Source organism: Lysinibacillus sp. FSL K6-0075 (assembly GCF_038592945.1).
GTDB classification, from domain to species: domain Bacteria; phylum Bacillota; class Bacilli; order Bacillales_A; family Planococcaceae; genus Lysinibacillus; species Lysinibacillus fusiformis_F.
This window is the reverse complement of sequence record NZ_CP151947.1, coordinates 3,929,240-3,943,868: the sequence shown is the minus strand read 5'-3', so window position 1 is coordinate 3,943,868 and position 14,629 is coordinate 3,929,240. Positions and strand designations below refer to the sequence as shown.

15 protein-coding genes, 1 pseudogene and 1 riboswitch are annotated in these 14,629 nt (G+C 38.5%); of the genes and pseudogenes, 14 read left to right on the top strand and 2 right to left on the bottom strand.

Features of this window, described 5'->3' with window-relative positions:
• The first annotated feature begins 70 nt into the window (after positions 1–70).
• From MHB65_RS19640 to MHB65_RS19630, 3 genes are all read left to right on the top strand, one after another.
• Positions 71–958: a 5'-3' exonuclease gene (locus MHB65_RS19640; protein ID WP_342441432.1), complete on the top strand. Its 888-nt coding sequence runs from the start codon at positions 71–73 to the stop codon at positions 956–958.
• A 112-nt stretch (positions 959–1,070) separates the two neighbouring features.
• Positions 1,071–1,610 carry an RNA polymerase sigma factor gene (locus MHB65_RS19635; RefSeq protein ID WP_205445310.1) on the top strand — a complete coding sequence of 180 codons (540 nt, stop codon included), beginning with the start codon at positions 1,071–1,073 and terminating at the stop codon, positions 1,608–1,610.
• Positions 1,600–2,481, top strand: a complete 882-nt coding sequence (locus MHB65_RS19630; RefSeq protein ID WP_342441431.1) for a stage II sporulation protein P — start codon at positions 1,600–1,602, stop codon at positions 2,479–2,481. Before MHB65_RS19635 ends, MHB65_RS19630 begins: the two co-directional genes overlap by 11 nt.
• Positions 2,482–2,492: 11 nt before the next feature.
• On the opposite strand, the gene MHB65_RS19625 is transcribed toward MHB65_RS19630, so the two are convergent.
• Complete coding sequence (locus tag MHB65_RS19625) at positions 2,493–3,005, bottom strand: C39 family peptidase (protein WP_205445307.1); 513 nt, start codon at positions 3,003–3,005, stop codon at positions 2,493–2,495.
• 56 nt (positions 3,006–3,061) lie between these two features.
• A complete protein-coding gene (locus tag MHB65_RS19620; protein WP_205445306.1) occupies positions 3,062–3,406 on the bottom strand; it encodes a thioredoxin family protein in 345 nt (114 codons plus the stop codon).
• A 353-nt stretch (positions 3,407–3,759) separates the two neighbouring features.
• On the opposite strand from MHB65_RS19620, the gene MHB65_RS19615 reads away from it, so the two are divergent.
• From MHB65_RS19615 to MHB65_RS19565, 11 genes and pseudogenes are all read left to right on the top strand, one after another.
• A complete protein-coding gene (locus MHB65_RS19615) occupies positions 3,760–6,144 on the top strand; it encodes a 3-hydroxyacyl-CoA dehydrogenase/enoyl-CoA hydratase family protein (RefSeq protein WP_342441430.1) in 2,385 nt (794 codons plus the stop codon).
• A gap of 49 nt (positions 6,145–6,193) precedes the next feature.
• Entirely contained in the window at positions 6,194–7,366 is a 1,173-nt protein-coding gene (locus tag MHB65_RS19610; protein ID WP_205445302.1) for an acetyl-CoA C-acetyltransferase, read from the top strand.
• Between the two features lie 126 nt (positions 7,367–7,492).
• Positions 7,493–9,277: an acyl-CoA dehydrogenase family protein gene (locus tag MHB65_RS19605; RefSeq protein ID WP_205445300.1), complete on the top strand. Its 1,785-nt coding sequence runs from the start codon at positions 7,493–7,495 to the stop codon at positions 9,275–9,277.
• A gap of 206 nt (positions 9,278–9,483) precedes the next feature.
• Positions 9,484–9,840 carry an arsenate reductase family protein gene (locus MHB65_RS19600; RefSeq protein ID WP_205445298.1) on the top strand — a complete coding sequence of 119 codons (357 nt, stop codon included), beginning with the start codon at positions 9,484–9,486 and terminating at the stop codon, positions 9,838–9,840.
• 80 nt (positions 9,841–9,920) lie between these two features.
• Positions 9,921–10,301 carry a glycine cleavage system protein GcvH gene (gene gcvH / locus MHB65_RS19595; protein ID WP_205445297.1) on the top strand — a complete coding sequence of 127 codons (381 nt, stop codon included), beginning with the start codon at positions 9,921–9,923 and terminating at the stop codon, positions 10,299–10,301.
• Between the two features lie 90 nt (positions 10,302–10,391).
• On the top strand, positions 10,392–10,733 hold the full coding sequence (locus MHB65_RS19590) for a hypothetical protein (protein WP_004228229.1): 342 nt from the start codon (positions 10,392–10,394) through the stop codon (positions 10,731–10,733).
• A gap of 13 nt (positions 10,734–10,746) precedes the next feature.
• Positions 10,747–11,058 carry a thioredoxin family protein gene (locus tag MHB65_RS19585; protein WP_205445295.1) on the top strand — a complete coding sequence of 104 codons (312 nt, stop codon included), beginning with the start codon at positions 10,747–10,749 and terminating at the stop codon, positions 11,056–11,058.
• Positions 11,059–11,114: 56 nt separating this feature from the next.
• A riboswitch (SAM riboswitch) is annotated at positions 11,115–11,218 on the top strand.
• Between the two features lie 82 nt (positions 11,219–11,300).
• A complete protein-coding gene (locus MHB65_RS19580) occupies positions 11,301–12,329 on the top strand; it encodes a methionine ABC transporter ATP-binding protein (RefSeq protein WP_205447092.1) in 1,029 nt (342 codons plus the stop codon).
• Entirely contained in the window at positions 12,319–12,987 is a 669-nt protein-coding gene (locus MHB65_RS19575) for a methionine ABC transporter permease (RefSeq protein ID WP_205445293.1), read from the top strand. Before MHB65_RS19580 ends, MHB65_RS19575 begins: the two co-directional genes overlap by 11 nt.
• Before the next feature lie 69 nt (positions 12,988–13,056).
• Positions 13,057–13,908, top strand: coding sequence for a MetQ/NlpA family ABC transporter substrate-binding protein (locus tag MHB65_RS19570; protein ID WP_205445292.1), 852 nt, complete (start codon positions 13,057–13,059; stop codon positions 13,906–13,908).
• Between the two features lie 260 nt (positions 13,909–14,168).
• Positions 14,169–14,405, top strand: a pseudogene (locus MHB65_RS19565) (IS5/IS1182 family transposase); the annotation flags it as partial.
• Positions 14,406–14,629: the final 224 nt, after the last annotated feature.

Sequence of the window (14,629 nt, the reverse complement as noted above, 5' to 3'; positions counted from 1 at the left end):
TGCTATAATGTTTAAGTAGACAACACTAAATAGATACAAACTTTGTATTGTAATAGAGAGGAAATTATTCATGACAACAAAACCAAAATTATTGATTGTTGACGGTATGGCACTGTTATTCCGTTCTTTTTTCGCTTCGGCTGCCATGGGGCATTTTATTCGCTTGGCAGATGGAACACCAACGAATGGAGCCCAAGGATTTGTGCGACATGTTCTAACAGCACAATCAATCATGAAGCCTACACATATGGCTGTTTGCTGGGATATGGGAGCACATACATTCCGCAATGATTTATTTGATGGTTATAAAGCAAATCGCCCAGCCCCACCAGAGGAAATGCTGCCACAATTTGATATGGCGAAAAATTTATCACAGCAAATTGGCTGGCAGAATTTCGGAGTGAAGGGCATGGAGGCAGATGATTTAATTGGCTCCATGATTACGAAATGGCAGGACGAGGCAGACATTACGGTCATTAGTGGTGATAAGGATTTACTTCAGCTTTTAAGACCATCTACAGAAATTGCGTTTATGAAAAAGGGCTATACAGAATACGATATTTATACACACGCTCGCTTTAAAGAAGAATATTGTATTGAACCAGCACAGTTTGCACAGGTGAAAGCCTTTATGGGTGATTCAAGTGATGGCTACCCAGGTGTGAAAGGGATTGGCCCTAAACAAGCGTTAACGCTTATTCAAACATATGGCTCGATTGACAAAATACTAGAGTCGCTTGGTGAATTAAAGCCAGGTCAACGAACAAAAATCCAAGATAATTTAGATATGTTGCAGCTATCACATGAGCTTGCAACGATTCAAACCAATGTACCAATTGACGCCAATTTTACGAGCCTTGTGTTACCAAACTATGAACCACATATTATTAAAGAAATAGAAGACCGTGGCTACACGCTAATTGCCAAGCACGCCCGATCTTTGTATACCCTTATTTAGCTGATCATCGCAGAGTATAGCAATATGCTCTGCTTTTTTTATTGAAATTTTTTGTAACCTTTTTTCACTTTCAAACGAATTATAAGTGACCATACATGGAGGAGGGGAAAGCTTGTTTGATTCGCCTAATTTAGAATCAAAAATAGTAGAAATTTATAATTTGCATTATTTGGATGTGTATCGGTTTTTGATTTATTTTATGGGTAATCAAAATGATGCAGAGGATTTAACACAAGAAGTATTTATTCGAGTTTTGAAAAGCTTACCGAAATTTAATAGTAACTATCCTTTAAAGACTTGGATTTTATCAATAGCAAAACATGTAGCAATCGATCATTATCGAAAAAGGAGGTTTACGGCCCTGTTTAAAGAGGGATTTTTTAAACAGTTATCATCGAGTGACAAGAAACCTGATGAAGAATTTGAAATAACAGAAACGAAAAGATTAATTCATGGGGCTATTGCAACATTAAAGCCTGATTTCCGAGCAGTTGTCATTCTCCGAGGTATCAATGAATTTTCAGTAAGTGAAACAGCAGCCGTTTTACAATGTAGTATGGCGAAAGTCAAAGTGGATTACCATCGAGCCTTGAAAATTCTGAAAAAGAAACTGAATATTGAAATAGAGGGGGCTTTGACAAATGCGAAGTGAGCAGGAATTAATGGATGAGCTAAAAGAAATGTACCCTCAGTATCCATCAAAAGAGTTCAAAAGCTCAACAGAAAAGTTGCTTCGAATGAAAGCGAGGGACTTAGAGAAAAAAAGAAAAATTATCAGATTTACGACAATTATTTCAAGCGGAGTTTTCGTATCTATTTTCATTTTTTGTTTGCTAATTCTTGAAAGAGAAGGGATCAACCAGACATTTGGACAATCTGCACAAACGTTATCAAAGCCTTTAGTTTACATTTATCATACACATAATCGGGAATCTTATTTCCCCGAACTTGACACACAAAAGGAAAAGATGACGGCAGTGAGTGAGACGAAAAATGTTACGCTTGTTGGGAAAAGGTTAAGTAAAGCATTAAATGATCTGCAAATTAATGCCATTCATGATAATACAGATATCTTTGGCGTCTTAGAAAAATATAATAAGCATTACCCAGAAGCCTATACATTTTCCGGTTACTATTTAAAAAAAGCGTTAGAAGAGAATGAAAGTATTCAGATGGTGTTTGACATTCACCGAGATTCCAGTAGTAGAAGTGATTCAACGATCGAAATAAATGGCAAATCATATGCAAAAATTCAATTTATTGTTTCGGAAATCAGTATCAATTATGAGCAGAATAAGCAATTTGCTGTACAGCTTCATGAACAATTAGAGCAGCGATATCCGGGTCTATCGAGAGGAGTTATCGAAAAGGGAGAGAGGACCGCCAATACCTATAATCAAGATATACATGAAAATTCTTTGTTGTTAAATATTGGTGGTGTAGAAAATAGTCTAGAGGAAACCTATCGAACTGCTGATATTTTTGCAGAGGTGATTAATGACACATTAAAAAAGAGCAAATAATTAGCTAATGGTTATTTGCTCTCGTGAGGTGCCAATTTTACAAAGGATAATACCTTCTCGTTGTCCTTATAGAGAGCCTGACGAATTTGGCTATCACGATGCGGCCCCCCATTATCATGGAATATTAACCATAGCTCATCATTTTTTATCTCATAGCCAATAAGTGGTACCCAATGATAGGAAAAGGTTGATTTCTTATCTCGCCACTGTAGGCTAAAATAGCGGTCAAAACGCATAGCAACTGGGCGACCTGCATCAATTTCCTGTAGAGCTTCCTTTAATGAACAAGTTCGAATATCCCAGGTTGGTAGCAGTCGACGAAGGTTGCGAATCAGTCTCCATTTAAATAAGCCAATTTTTGTGCCACCAAGCAGTTTATACAGCTCATTAATGGAAGGCGTTGACTCGTTTAAAAAGTTTAAGATGACGTGAATCGTAGTAGGTCCACAGGCAGAGTTGCGATAGCTTGGTGCAATGGAAACCTCATATTGTGAGGTTCCTCGTAGTGGCAAATGTTGACGCATAATAGGCCCCTTTCAAAAAGAGCTGCATTTCACGAAGAAATGCAGCTCTCTATTCATTATTGCTGAGCAGATAAAAATTCTGTTACTTGCTGAGGTGTTTTGGCATTTGCACTATGTAAGTGTGCAAGTTTTTCACCGTTTTGGAAAATCAATAAGCTTGGAATTCCCATAACATCGTACTTATCAGCGATTTCTGGAAGCTCGTCACGGTTTAGCTCATACCAGTCATATTGGTTGTACTCTTCAATGATTGGATCGATGAACATATTCATACGTGTGCAATCTGGGCACCAGCCAGCATAAAATTTTACTAAAACCTTTTGGTCGCCAGCGATTAGTTCATTAAATTGTTCTGCAGTAGTAATAGTTTTCATTAAGTATTCACTCTCCTTGCTATCCATTCTACACATTTTTCTTGCAATTCGAAAGTTTTCTGTTTGGCCGTTTCGATCGCTACTTCTTGTCCGCTTTTAGCTCGCTAAAAACAAAAAAAGATGTATATTGCAAAAATAATTCTTGAAAAAAGATTGCTAAATTAGACAAAATAATCTACACTAAAAACAGAAAAGTAGTTTTATCTTCATTCATTGTGAAGTGTCGCTTTGGAACGAAGATAAACCTTAGTCGTGCTTGGTTGAGTGGTGGGAATCTCATTCAACAAAAAGGCAAAAAATTCACTAAGGTACACTTGATATTTTTTTGGCCAAAAAATGAATGGCTATTCATTCAATGGGAGAATAAGGGGGAATTGCTTGTGACTTACAACATTAAAAAAGCAGCTGTTCTAGGTTCTGGGGTGATGGGCTCTGGAATTGCAGCACATTTAGCAAATATCGGTATACCAACATTACTATTGGATATTGCACCAAAGGAACTGACGCAAGAGGAAGAGGCAAAGGGTCTTTCTTTAGCGCATCCAGCTGTAAGAAATCGTATTGTAAACGGAGCTTTGCAAAAGTTATTAAAGCAAAAGCCAGCACCACTTACTTCTAAGAAAAATTTATCACTACTAACGGTTGGCAACTTTGAAGACGATCTAGGAAAACTAAAAGATGTAGATTGGATTATTGAAGTTGTTGTAGAAAATTTACCAATTAAACAAAGTCTTTACGAAAAAATTGATGCTGTTCGTACACCAGGAACAATCATTAGTTCAAATACATCTGGTATTAGCATTAATGCGATGGCAGAGGGACGTTCAGATGATTTCCAAAAGCATTTTCTGGGCACACACTTTTTCAACCCACCTCGCTATTTAAAATTATTAGAAGTGATTCCTGCCAATACAACTGCACCTGAAGTAGTTAGCTTCATGAAAACGTTTGGGGAAGATGTGCTTGGTAAAGGTGTTGTACTTGCAAAGGATACACCAAACTTTATTGCCAACCGCATCGGAACATATGGTTTACTTATCACCTTACAGGAGATGTTAAAAGGTGGTTACTCTGTTGGTGAAGTAGATTCTGTAACAGGTCCGCTTATTGGTCGTCCAAAATCTGCAACTTTCCGTACGCTAGATGTAGTGGGGTTAGATACATTCATTCATGTAGCGAAAAATGTTTACGACCAAACAACAGGTGAGGAGCAGCAAGTATTTGCAGTACCTGAATTTTTACAAAAAATGGTCACAAACGGTTGGCTAGGTGCTAAATCGGGTCAAGGTTTCTTCTTAAAGCAAGGAAAAGAGATACATGAAATCGATCCAACAACCTTAACGTATAGTCCAGCGAAAAAATTAAAAACACCTTCTATTGAAATGGCGAAACAAACTCGTGGATTGGCCAATAAAGTTAAGGCATTAACCTATGCGAAGGATCGTACAGGTGAGTTATTATGGGGAATTTTTGCACCAACATTACTTTATTCTGCACAGCTACATGGTGAGATTGCAGATGATATCGTAGCCATCGATAATGCGATGAAATGGGGCTTCGGCTGGCAACAAGGGCCGTTTGAAATTTGGGATGCTATAGGCGTAAAAGAGTCTGTGGCAAAAATGGAGGCTGAAGGTCGAGAGGTACCTGCATTTATCAAAGAGATGTTAGCAAATGGCTTCGAGACATTCTATACAGAATTAGATGGAGACTTAGCTTATTATAATGGTTCACAATATGTCAAAGTGCCAGTCAATGAAAAAGAGATTAATTTAAAACGTTATAAGAAAAAGCATGGTGTGATTAAATCAAATACAGGTGCTAGTTTAATAGATTTAGGGGATGGAATTGCATTACTTGAGTTCCATTCACAATCCAATGCAATCGGTTTAGATATTATCCAAATGATTAACTTTGCGGTAGATGAGGTAGAGGCTAACTATAAGGGCTTAGTCATCGGTAATCAGGGGAAAAACTTCTGTGTTGGCGCAAATCTAGGAATGATTTTAGTAGAAGCACAGGATGATAATATTTTTGAACTAGATTTCGTGATTAAGGCATTCCAAGATGCTATGCAAAAAATCAAATATTCACGTAAGCCTGTTGTAGCAGCACCGTTTGCCATGACATTAGGTGGAGGGGCAGAGGTTTGCTTACCGGCTGCACATATTCAAGCAACGATGGAAACATATATGGGCTTAGTGGAAGTTGGGGTTGGGTTAATTCCAGGTGGCGGCGGAAATAAAGCGCTCTATCAAAAATTCCTAAAGGGCTTACCAAATGGCGTAGAGGTAGACTATCAACATATTGCTAATAAAGTATTTGAAACAATTGCGATGGCGAAGGTTTCAACATCTGGTGAGGAAGCACGTGAAAATAATTTCCTAAACTTTGCGGATGGTATTTCAGTTAATCCAGATCATCAATTATACGATGCGAAGCAGGCGGCCTTAGCGCTTTACGAAGCAGGCTATCAACCACCTGTACCAACAAAAGTGCCAGTGGTCGGTGCATCAGGCTATGGAACATTACTCATCGGTGCGCAAGGGATGTTTGAGTCAGGCTTTATTAGCGAACATGATTTAAAAATTGCTAAAAAATTAGCCTATGTTATTGCAGGTGGTAAGGTTCCGTATGGCACTTTAGTCGATGAGCAATATTTATTGAACTTAGAGCGTGAGGCATTCCTTAGCCTTGTTGCTAATCCGCTTTCACAGCAAAGAATGCAACACATGCTGTTAAAAGGTAAACCACTTCGTAACTAATTGACGAAATAGATCAATCTTGCACATGAAACAAAGGGGGATTAATACGATGCGTGAAGCCGTTATTGTAGCAGGAGCACGAACTCCAATTGGAAAAGCAAAAAAAGGTTCTTTAGCAACAGTAAGACCAGATGATTTTGGTGCTGTCGTAGTCAAAGAAACATTGAAAAGAGCAGGCTATGAAGGGCCGATTGATGATTTAATTTTAGGCTGTGCGATGCCAGAAGCAGAGCAAGGGATGAATGTGGCACGTAGTATTGGTGCACTTGCTGGATTACCAGATACAACGCCTGCCCTGACGATTAATAGATTTTGTTCATCAGGTTTACAGGCGATTGCCTATGCAGCAGAGCGAATCATGCTAGGACACTCAAAGGCCATTCTTGCTGGTGGTGTAGAATCCATGAGTATGGTGCCGATGGTGGGGAATACACCACGTTTAAATCCGACTTTAGCGGAAACGGCTCCACAATACTATATGGGCATGGGGCATACAGCTGAGGAAGTAGCTCGTCAATACAATGTTAGTCGTGAAGATCAAGATGCTTTTGCTGTTCGCTCACACGCGCTTGCTGAAAAGGCGATTAAAGAAGGTAAATTCAATGATGAAATTGTACCAATCGAAGTGGAACAGCATTACGTAGACGATAACAATAAACCACAAGTAAAAAAATTCACATTTAGTATGGATGAAGGTGTACGTCCAGGTACATCAGTTGAAGGTTTAGCAAAACTGCGTCCAGCTTTCCATGTAAAAGGCAGTGTAACAGCTGGTAATGCCTCCCAAACTTCTGATGGTGCAGCAGCCGTACTAGTAATGGATCGTGAAGAAGCTGACAAGCAGGGACTGACACCAATGGCAAAATTCCTAGGCTTTGCAGTTGGTGGTGTACCTCCTGAAGTAATGGGCATCGGCCCTATCGTGGCAGTGCCAAAAGCATTGGAAATTGCAGGTTTATCCATCGATGATATTGATTTATGGGAAATCAATGAAGCATTTGCTTCACAGTCACTAGAGGTTGTACGTCATTTAGGCATCGACCAAGATAAAGTCAATGTCAATGGTGGAGCGATTGCATTAGGTCATCCACTAGGCGCAACGGGAGCTATTTTAACATTAAAGCTGATTCATGAATTAAAGCGTCAAGGTAAAAAATATGGCGTCGTGACAATGTGTATTGGTGGCGGTATGGGCGCTGCTGGCGTATTTGAAATTTTATAATTTTAGCTAGATCAGCTTGAGGTGTACTGTTTACGGTTGCCTCCGAACATTGTATACATCAAGCTTTTCTATACATGATCATTAGGGGAATCAACTAACAAAACGATATATTGGGAGGAATTTATCATGACTGAAAAAACAACTGATTTCATTAAAGGCGGCGGATTTCTTATTGAAGATGTGGAATTAGATCGTGTATTTACACCGGAAGATTTCACTGACGAGCATAAAATGATTGCTAAAACAACAGAGGAATATGTGGCAAATGAAGTCTTACCAGTAGTTGAAAATTTAGAGCACCATGAATTTGAGCATTCAGTGCGTCTCCTAAAAAGTGCAGGCGAATTAGGCTTACTTGGAGCAGATGTGCCTGAAGAATACGAAGGGCTTGGATTAGACAAAGTTTCTTCAGCTTTAATCGCTGAAAAAATGTCTGTTGCAGGTGGTTTCTCTATCACACATGGTGCCCATGTTGGTATTGGGTCATTACCAATTGTTTTATTCGGTAATGAAGATCAAAAGAAAAAATATTTACCTAAGCTTGCTTCAGGTGAATTAATTGCTGCTTATGCATTAACAGAGCCAGGCTCAGGTTCTGATGCTTTAGGTGCAAAAACGACTGCGAAATTAAATGAAGCTGGCACACATTATATTTTAAATGGTGAAAAGCAATGGATTACGAATGCAGGCTTTGCTGATGTATTTGTTGTCTACGCAAAAATTGATGGCGATAAATTCTCTGCATTTATCGTAGAACGAGCATACACTGGTGTTTCAGTAGGCCCAGAAGAGAAGAAAATGGGGATTAAATCATCATCTACTCGTACATTAGTATTAGAAGATGCGGAAGTACCTGTAGAAAATCTATTAGGTGAAATTGGTCGTGGTCATGTCATTGCGTTCAATATTTTAAACATTGGTCGTTATAAACTTGGCGTGGGCACAATTGGTGGTTCTAAACGTGCATTGGAGTTAGCTATTCAGTATACAAACCAACGTCAGCAATTTAAAACAAAGCTTTCTGATTTCAATCTGACAAAAGAGAAATTATCAACAATGGCTTCTCAATTGTATGCTTCAGAATCATTAAACTATCGTACTGTTGGTCTTTTTGAGGATCGTTTAAGCCAATTAAGCCTAGAAGAGCAAAAGCAAGGAAAAGTGATTGCAGGTGCAATTGCTGAATATGCTATTGAATGCTCGATTGCCAAAGTATTCGGTTCAGAAACATTAGACTATATTGCAGATGAAGCAGTACAACTTCATGGCGGTTATGGCTTTATGGCTGAGTATGAGGTAGAGCGTATTTACCGTGATTCTCGTATTAATCGAATTTTTGAAGGCACAAACGAAATTAACCGCATGATAGTACCTGGTACATTTATGAAAAAGGCACTAAAAGGTGAGCTTCCTCTATTACAAGTTGCTCAAAGTTTACAGCAAGAGCTGCTCATGCTAATGCCAGAAGATATCGGTACAGAGCCGCTAGCACAAGAAAAATATTTAGTGAAAAATGCGAAGAAGATTGCGGTATTAGCTGCAGGCTTAGCAGCACAACGCTTTGGTGCAAAACTTGATCAAGAGCAAGAAGTATTGGTGAACATTGCCAATATCGCTAACCAATTATTTGCGATGGAATCAGCTGTCTTACGTACAGAAAAGGCAATTGCTCGTGACGGCGCTGAAAAAGCTCATCAAAAATTGCTATACACACAAATTTTCTGCCAAGAAGCATTCGCAGAAATCGAAAAAGAAGCAAAAGACACAATTCTTGCTTCAGCAGATGGCGATGCAGCCCGTATGACATTATCTGCACTGCGTAAGTTAACGCGCAATAATCCATACAACTTAATTGCGAAGAAGCGTGAGGCTTCAGTTAAACTAATTGATGCTGAAAAATATATTGTTTAATAGCGCACACCTAGCCTAGCTATCTGCAAAAGATAGCTAGGTTTTTTATATGAGATGGATAGAAGTGCAAAATTGGTGGATAGAATCGTATAAGAGACGGATAAAAATGTGAAACTGGTGGATAAACTTACAAAAAAGAGTGAAGTTCACCATTGAAAACAACTATGATGGTATACTACAGAAAAAGACAGAAGAGGAGCATTGTAATGACGATTCAATTTTTCCATTATCCGAAATGTACAACATGTAAAAAGGCACAGAAGTGGTTAAATGAGCATGAGGTTTCCTATGAAGAGGTACATATCGCAGAGCAACCGCCAACTAAGGAAGAATTAACAGCTATTTGGCAAGCTAGTGGACAGCCTTTGAAGAAGTTTTTTAATACTTCTGGCATGAAATATCGTGAGCTTGGCTTAAAAGACAAGTTAGCGGAAATGACTGAGGATGAACAGCTTGAGCTACTTGCTTCCGACGGTATGTTAATTAAACGTCCCATCGTCACAGATGGAAAAAAAGTTACTTTAGGTTTTAAAGAAGCAGATTTTGAGCAAGCTTGGAAATAACGTATTTAACCTTGTATTTATAGGAGAAGTATGGCAAACTGAAAGTGAATATATTACATATTTATGGAGGGGTTTTTTGCATGAGCACACCTAAAGACTTACGATACTCTGAAGAACATGAATGGGTAAAAGTAGAAGATGGAAAAGTACGTATTGGTATTACTCACTTCGCACAATCTGAATTAGGAGATATCGTATTCGTTGAGCTTCCACAAGTTGGCGACGAAATCAAAACAGATGATCCATTCGGTAGCGTAGAATCAGTAAAAACTGTTTCTGAATTATACGCACCAATCTCAGGTACTGTAGTTGAAGTAAATGCAGATTTAGAAGATAGCCCAGAATTCGTTAATGAATCACCATATGAAAAAGCATGGATGATCGTTGTTGAGCCTGCTGATGCATCAGAAATTGAGAAACTAATGACAGCAGAGCAATACGAAGAAATGATCGCTGAATAAGACAAGCCATAATCAAAAAACGTCGGAAACTACCGGCGTTTTTTGTTATATAATGACTTATAAGTGGGATCTCTAAATGGAGGTGGCGTAATGTTCGAGGGAAAATGCTTGATAGTAGAAGGACGCTCAGATAAGCTACAAATTGAGCCTATTTTAAATGAGAATGTTACAATACTATGTACGAACGGCACAATTGGTGTGCATCAATTAGAAGAACTACTTGATCCCTACGAGGGCTGTGAGCTATTTACTTTTTTTGATGCAGATACTTCTGGTGATAAGCTACGTGCATTAATGGACAGACATTATCCAGAAGCTGAGCACCTTCGTACAATGCCAACGTACAAGGAAGTAGAGACAACACCAAGAAAAGTGTTAGCAATGATTTTACTGCGTGCACATTTCTCAATCCATAATGAATATATTTTGTAAGGTTGCGTGAAAAATGGAAGAATGGTCAACAGAGCAGTGGGCAGCGGCCCAACAGTCGGGAGAGACAGCTGCATTTTATTTATATACACCAATGTGTGGAACGTGCGCAGTGGCATCCAAAATGATGTCCATTATTGAACAATTACTGCCACAGCTACAAATTGGCAAAGCGAATATCAATTTTTTGGAACACATAGCCTATGAGCATCAAATTGAAAGTGTTCCATGTCTACTCATCAGTGATGGCGAAAAAGTGACAGAAAAGATTTATGCTTTTCAATCCGTACCATTTTTATATGAATTGTTAAAAAAATCAATTGACTGAACTTTACTAGCGTGGTAAAGTATCAAATATATTACTAAAACATTAAATATATCGAACTCTTATGAAGAGTGGCGGAGGGAAGTGCCCTATGAAGCCCGGCAACCATCACAATGTGAAAAGGTGCCAAATCACCCAAAGATTTTTCTTTGAAAGATGAGAGAACGGTTTAACGTATAATACGTGACCCCTTCTACTTGTCTGTGAGTGAAGGGGTTTTCTATATGAGAAAAGGAGTATTCGCTATGATCCAGCTTCAAAATATTACAAAGAAATACAAAACAGCAAATGGCGAATTAACGGCAGTCAAAGACGTCAACCTTACCATCAATAAAGGTGAAATTTTTGGCATTATCGGCTATAGTGGCGCTGGTAAAAGTACCATGATTCGTTTATTAAACGGTTTAGAGAAACCGACAACAGGAACAGTAACGGTGAACAATCAAGAATTTTCATCGATAAAAGGGCAAAAGCTTCGAGCAGCTAGACAAAAGGTAAGTATGATTTTCCAGCATTTCAATTTACTTTGGTCGAGAACAGTGGCTGAAAATATTGCTTTCCCTTTAGAAATCGCTGGTTTTCCAAAGGCTCAACGTGAAGCACGTGTAAAGGAATTAATTGCACTTGTAGGCCTAGAAGGACGTGATAAGGCATATCCATCCCAGCTTTCTGGTGGACAAAAGCAACGTGTAGGGATTGCCCGTGCATTAGCGAATAATCCAGAAGTTTTACTATGTGATGAGGCGACATCGGCACTCGATCCTGAAACGACGGATGCCATTCTCGATTTACTCGTTGATATAAATGAACGCTTAGGCTTAACAATTGTCCTGATTACACACGAAATGCATGTCATCCGCAAAATTTGTCATCGTGTAGCGGTGATGGAGGCAGGCGAAATTGTGGAACGTGGTGAGGTATTACAAGTCTTCCAAGCACCACAAGCGGCCATTACCAAAAAGTTTGTATCTCAAATTACAGACACAAAGGAAACACAGGATACGGTGGCACAAATCAAAACAAACTATCCAACTGGACAACTTGTCAAACTGATTTTTGTTGGTGAAAAAACAGAACAGCCTGTTATCTCACATCTTGTGAAACAATTTGATGTAGAAGTAAGTATTGTTCATGGTAATATTTCACAAACAAAAAATGGTGCATACGGTACACTGATTGTGCAAATTGATGGCTCGAAGACAAACGTGGCTGAAGCCCTTCGTTATTTAAATACAGTCGAAGTACAAACGGAGGTGATTGCAAATGCTAACTAATCTCTTTCCGAATGTAGACTGGGAAAATATGTGGCAAGCTACGTATGAAACATTGTATATGACAGCTATTTCTACGGTTGTGACATTTATTCTTGGGTTAGCCATTGGTATCGTTCTATTTTTAACTAGCCCCAATCAGTTATGGGCAAATAAAATCGTTAGCTTTTTAACAGGATCACTCGTTAATATTTTCCGTTCCATTCCATTTATCGTATTAATTATTTTATTAATTCCATTTACGAAGTTTTTACTTGGTACAATTCGAGGAGCTAATGCGGCGTTACCAGCATTGATTATCGGTGCAGCACCATTTTATGCTCGTATGGTATTAATTGCGTTACGCGAAATTGATAAAGGTGTTATAGAAGCAGCCCGTTCAATGGGGGCAAAAACTTCTACAATTATTTGGAAAGTATTGATCCCTGAATCATTACCAGCTTTAATTTCTGGTATCACTGTAACGGCTGTTGCCCTTGTAGGTTATACTGCGATGGCTGGAATTATCGGTGCAGGTGGTCTTGGTAACCTAGCGTTCCTAGACGGCTTCCAACGAAATCGCCAAGATGTGACATTAATGGCAACTATTTTGATCTTAGTAGTCGTATTTATTATTCAATGGATTGGTGATTTATTTACTGAGAGAATTGATAAACGCTAGAAAGAAAATTGAGGTTATTCCGGTTCTTACCGCTAACATATTTTAAACAAATAAAAGGGAGTGTCATAAATGAAGAAGTTATTAGCAGGATTATTTTTATCAATACTTGTACTAGCATTAGCAGCTTGCGGTACAGATAAAAAAGAAGATGAAAAATCAGCATCTGGCGATCAAACAGATAGTAAAGAAAACGTAACATTAAAAGTAGGTGCTTCTAATACACCGCACGCAGTTATTTTAGAAAAAGCAAAACCGATTTTAGCTAAAGAAGGCGTCGACCTTGAAATTGAAACGTATACAGATTATGTTCTACCAAACCAAGATTTAGAGTCAAAAGAAATTGATGCAAACTATTTCCAGCACATTCCTTACTTAGAACTACAAATCAAAGACAATGGCTATGATTTTGTCAATGCTGGTGGCGTTCATATTGAACCAATCGGTATTTACTCAAAAAAATATAAAACGTTAGAAGACCTACCTGAGGGCGCAACAATTTTACTTTCTAACTCAGTATCTGACCATGGTCGTATGCTGTCATTATTAGAAGCTAAAGGCTTAATTAAATTAAAAGAAGGCATTGATAAAACAGCAGCAGAATTAAAAGATATTGATGAAAATCCTAAAAACTTTAAATTCGATGCAAATACTGCACCAGAAATGCTTGTACAAATGTACGAAAATGATGAAGGCGATGCAGTACTGATCAACTCAAACTTTGCCATCGATAACGGTCTAAACCCAATCGAAGATGCGATTTCTCTTGAAGATAAAGAATCTCCATATGTTAACATCATCGCAGTACGTGCAGGTGATGAAACAAAACCTGAAATTAAAAAATTATTAGAAGTATTAACATCTAAAGAAATCCAAGACTTCATTTTAGAAGAGTGGAAAGGTGCAGTAGTACCAGTTAAATAATTATCCAGACTGTAGACAAACTCAATGAATTTTGAGTTTGCCTGCAGTCTTTTTCTTTTACAATGAAATAAAATAAAGCCGTTGATTGGAACGAAGGGCGGACGCTTTCCGCGGGCGGGGTCGAGCTGCTTCCCTCGCTTCCCTCAGTCCAGGATCTCGATTTTCCCGCAGGAGTCGCCACCCTTCGTTCCAATCAACTTCTACATAAAGAACTCCTTATTCATATGTTGATAAAAAGTAAAATTTCGAGGTGATCAACCATGATGACGAAGAATCAAACCAATGACCGTGACCAATTAGAAAAGTTAACGATTGATCATTTAGTTCCTACAGATCATTTAGGGCGAAAACTAGAGACTGCTATTGATTTTTCATTTATCTATCCTTTAATAGAAAACCTTTACTGCTAACGGTCTTTCTAGTATTGATCCTGTTGTTCTCTTTAAAGGACGTTTATTCAGCCCATGCGTCAAACTATCAAAGAAATTGAAAGTAACGCATTATTTCTATTTATAGAGAAAGGATAGGCTCTTATTTTAAATGTGAAGTAGTGAAACCATCAATGAAATGGGTAGTGAACACCTTCATGTTGTTGAAAAAAGATGATGTCAACGCCAGAAAAAGCAACTTTGCAAGGTGAGGGGTTGATTTCCGTTCCGCCAGCGTCCTTTCCAGGGGGCGTCCGATGAGCCGCTTCACTCACTTCCGTTCGCTCCAGGGT

Coding starts and splice junctions, on each gene's coding strand:
- MHB65_RS19640 (WP_342441432.1), top strand. CDS start 71: ATGACAACAAAACCAAAATTATTGATTGTTGACGGTATGGCACTGTTA.
- MHB65_RS19630 (WP_342441431.1), top strand. CDS start 1,600: ATGCGAAGTGAGCAGGAATTAATGGATGAGCTAAAAGAAATGTACCCT.
- MHB65_RS19625 (WP_205445307.1), bottom strand. CDS start 3,005: ATGCGTCAACATTTGCCACTACGAGGAACCTCACAATATGAGGTTTCC.
- MHB65_RS19620 (WP_205445306.1), bottom strand. CDS start 3,406: ATGGATAGCAAGGAGAGTGAATACTTAATGAAAACTATTACTACTGCA.
- MHB65_RS19610 (WP_205445302.1), top strand. CDS start 6,194: ATGCGTGAAGCCGTTATTGTAGCAGGAGCACGAACTCCAATTGGAAAA.
- MHB65_RS19605 (WP_205445300.1), top strand. CDS start 7,493: ATGACTGAAAAAACAACTGATTTCATTAAAGGCGGCGGATTTCTTATT.
- MHB65_RS19600 (WP_205445298.1), top strand. CDS start 9,484: ATGACGATTCAATTTTTCCATTATCCGAAATGTACAACATGTAAAAAG.
- gcvH (WP_205445297.1), top strand. CDS start 9,921: ATGAGCACACCTAAAGACTTACGATACTCTGAAGAACATGAATGGGTA.
- MHB65_RS19590 (WP_004228229.1), top strand. CDS start 10,392: ATGTTCGAGGGAAAATGCTTGATAGTAGAAGGACGCTCAGATAAGCTA.
- MHB65_RS19585 (WP_205445295.1), top strand. CDS start 10,747: ATGGAAGAATGGTCAACAGAGCAGTGGGCAGCGGCCCAACAGTCGGGA.
- MHB65_RS19580 (WP_205447092.1), top strand. CDS start 11,301: ATGATCCAGCTTCAAAATATTACAAAGAAATACAAAACAGCAAATGGC.
- MHB65_RS19575 (WP_205445293.1), top strand. CDS start 12,319: ATGCTAACTAATCTCTTTCCGAATGTAGACTGGGAAAATATGTGGCAA.
- MHB65_RS19570 (WP_205445292.1), top strand. CDS start 13,057: ATGAAGAAGTTATTAGCAGGATTATTTTTATCAATACTTGTACTAGCA.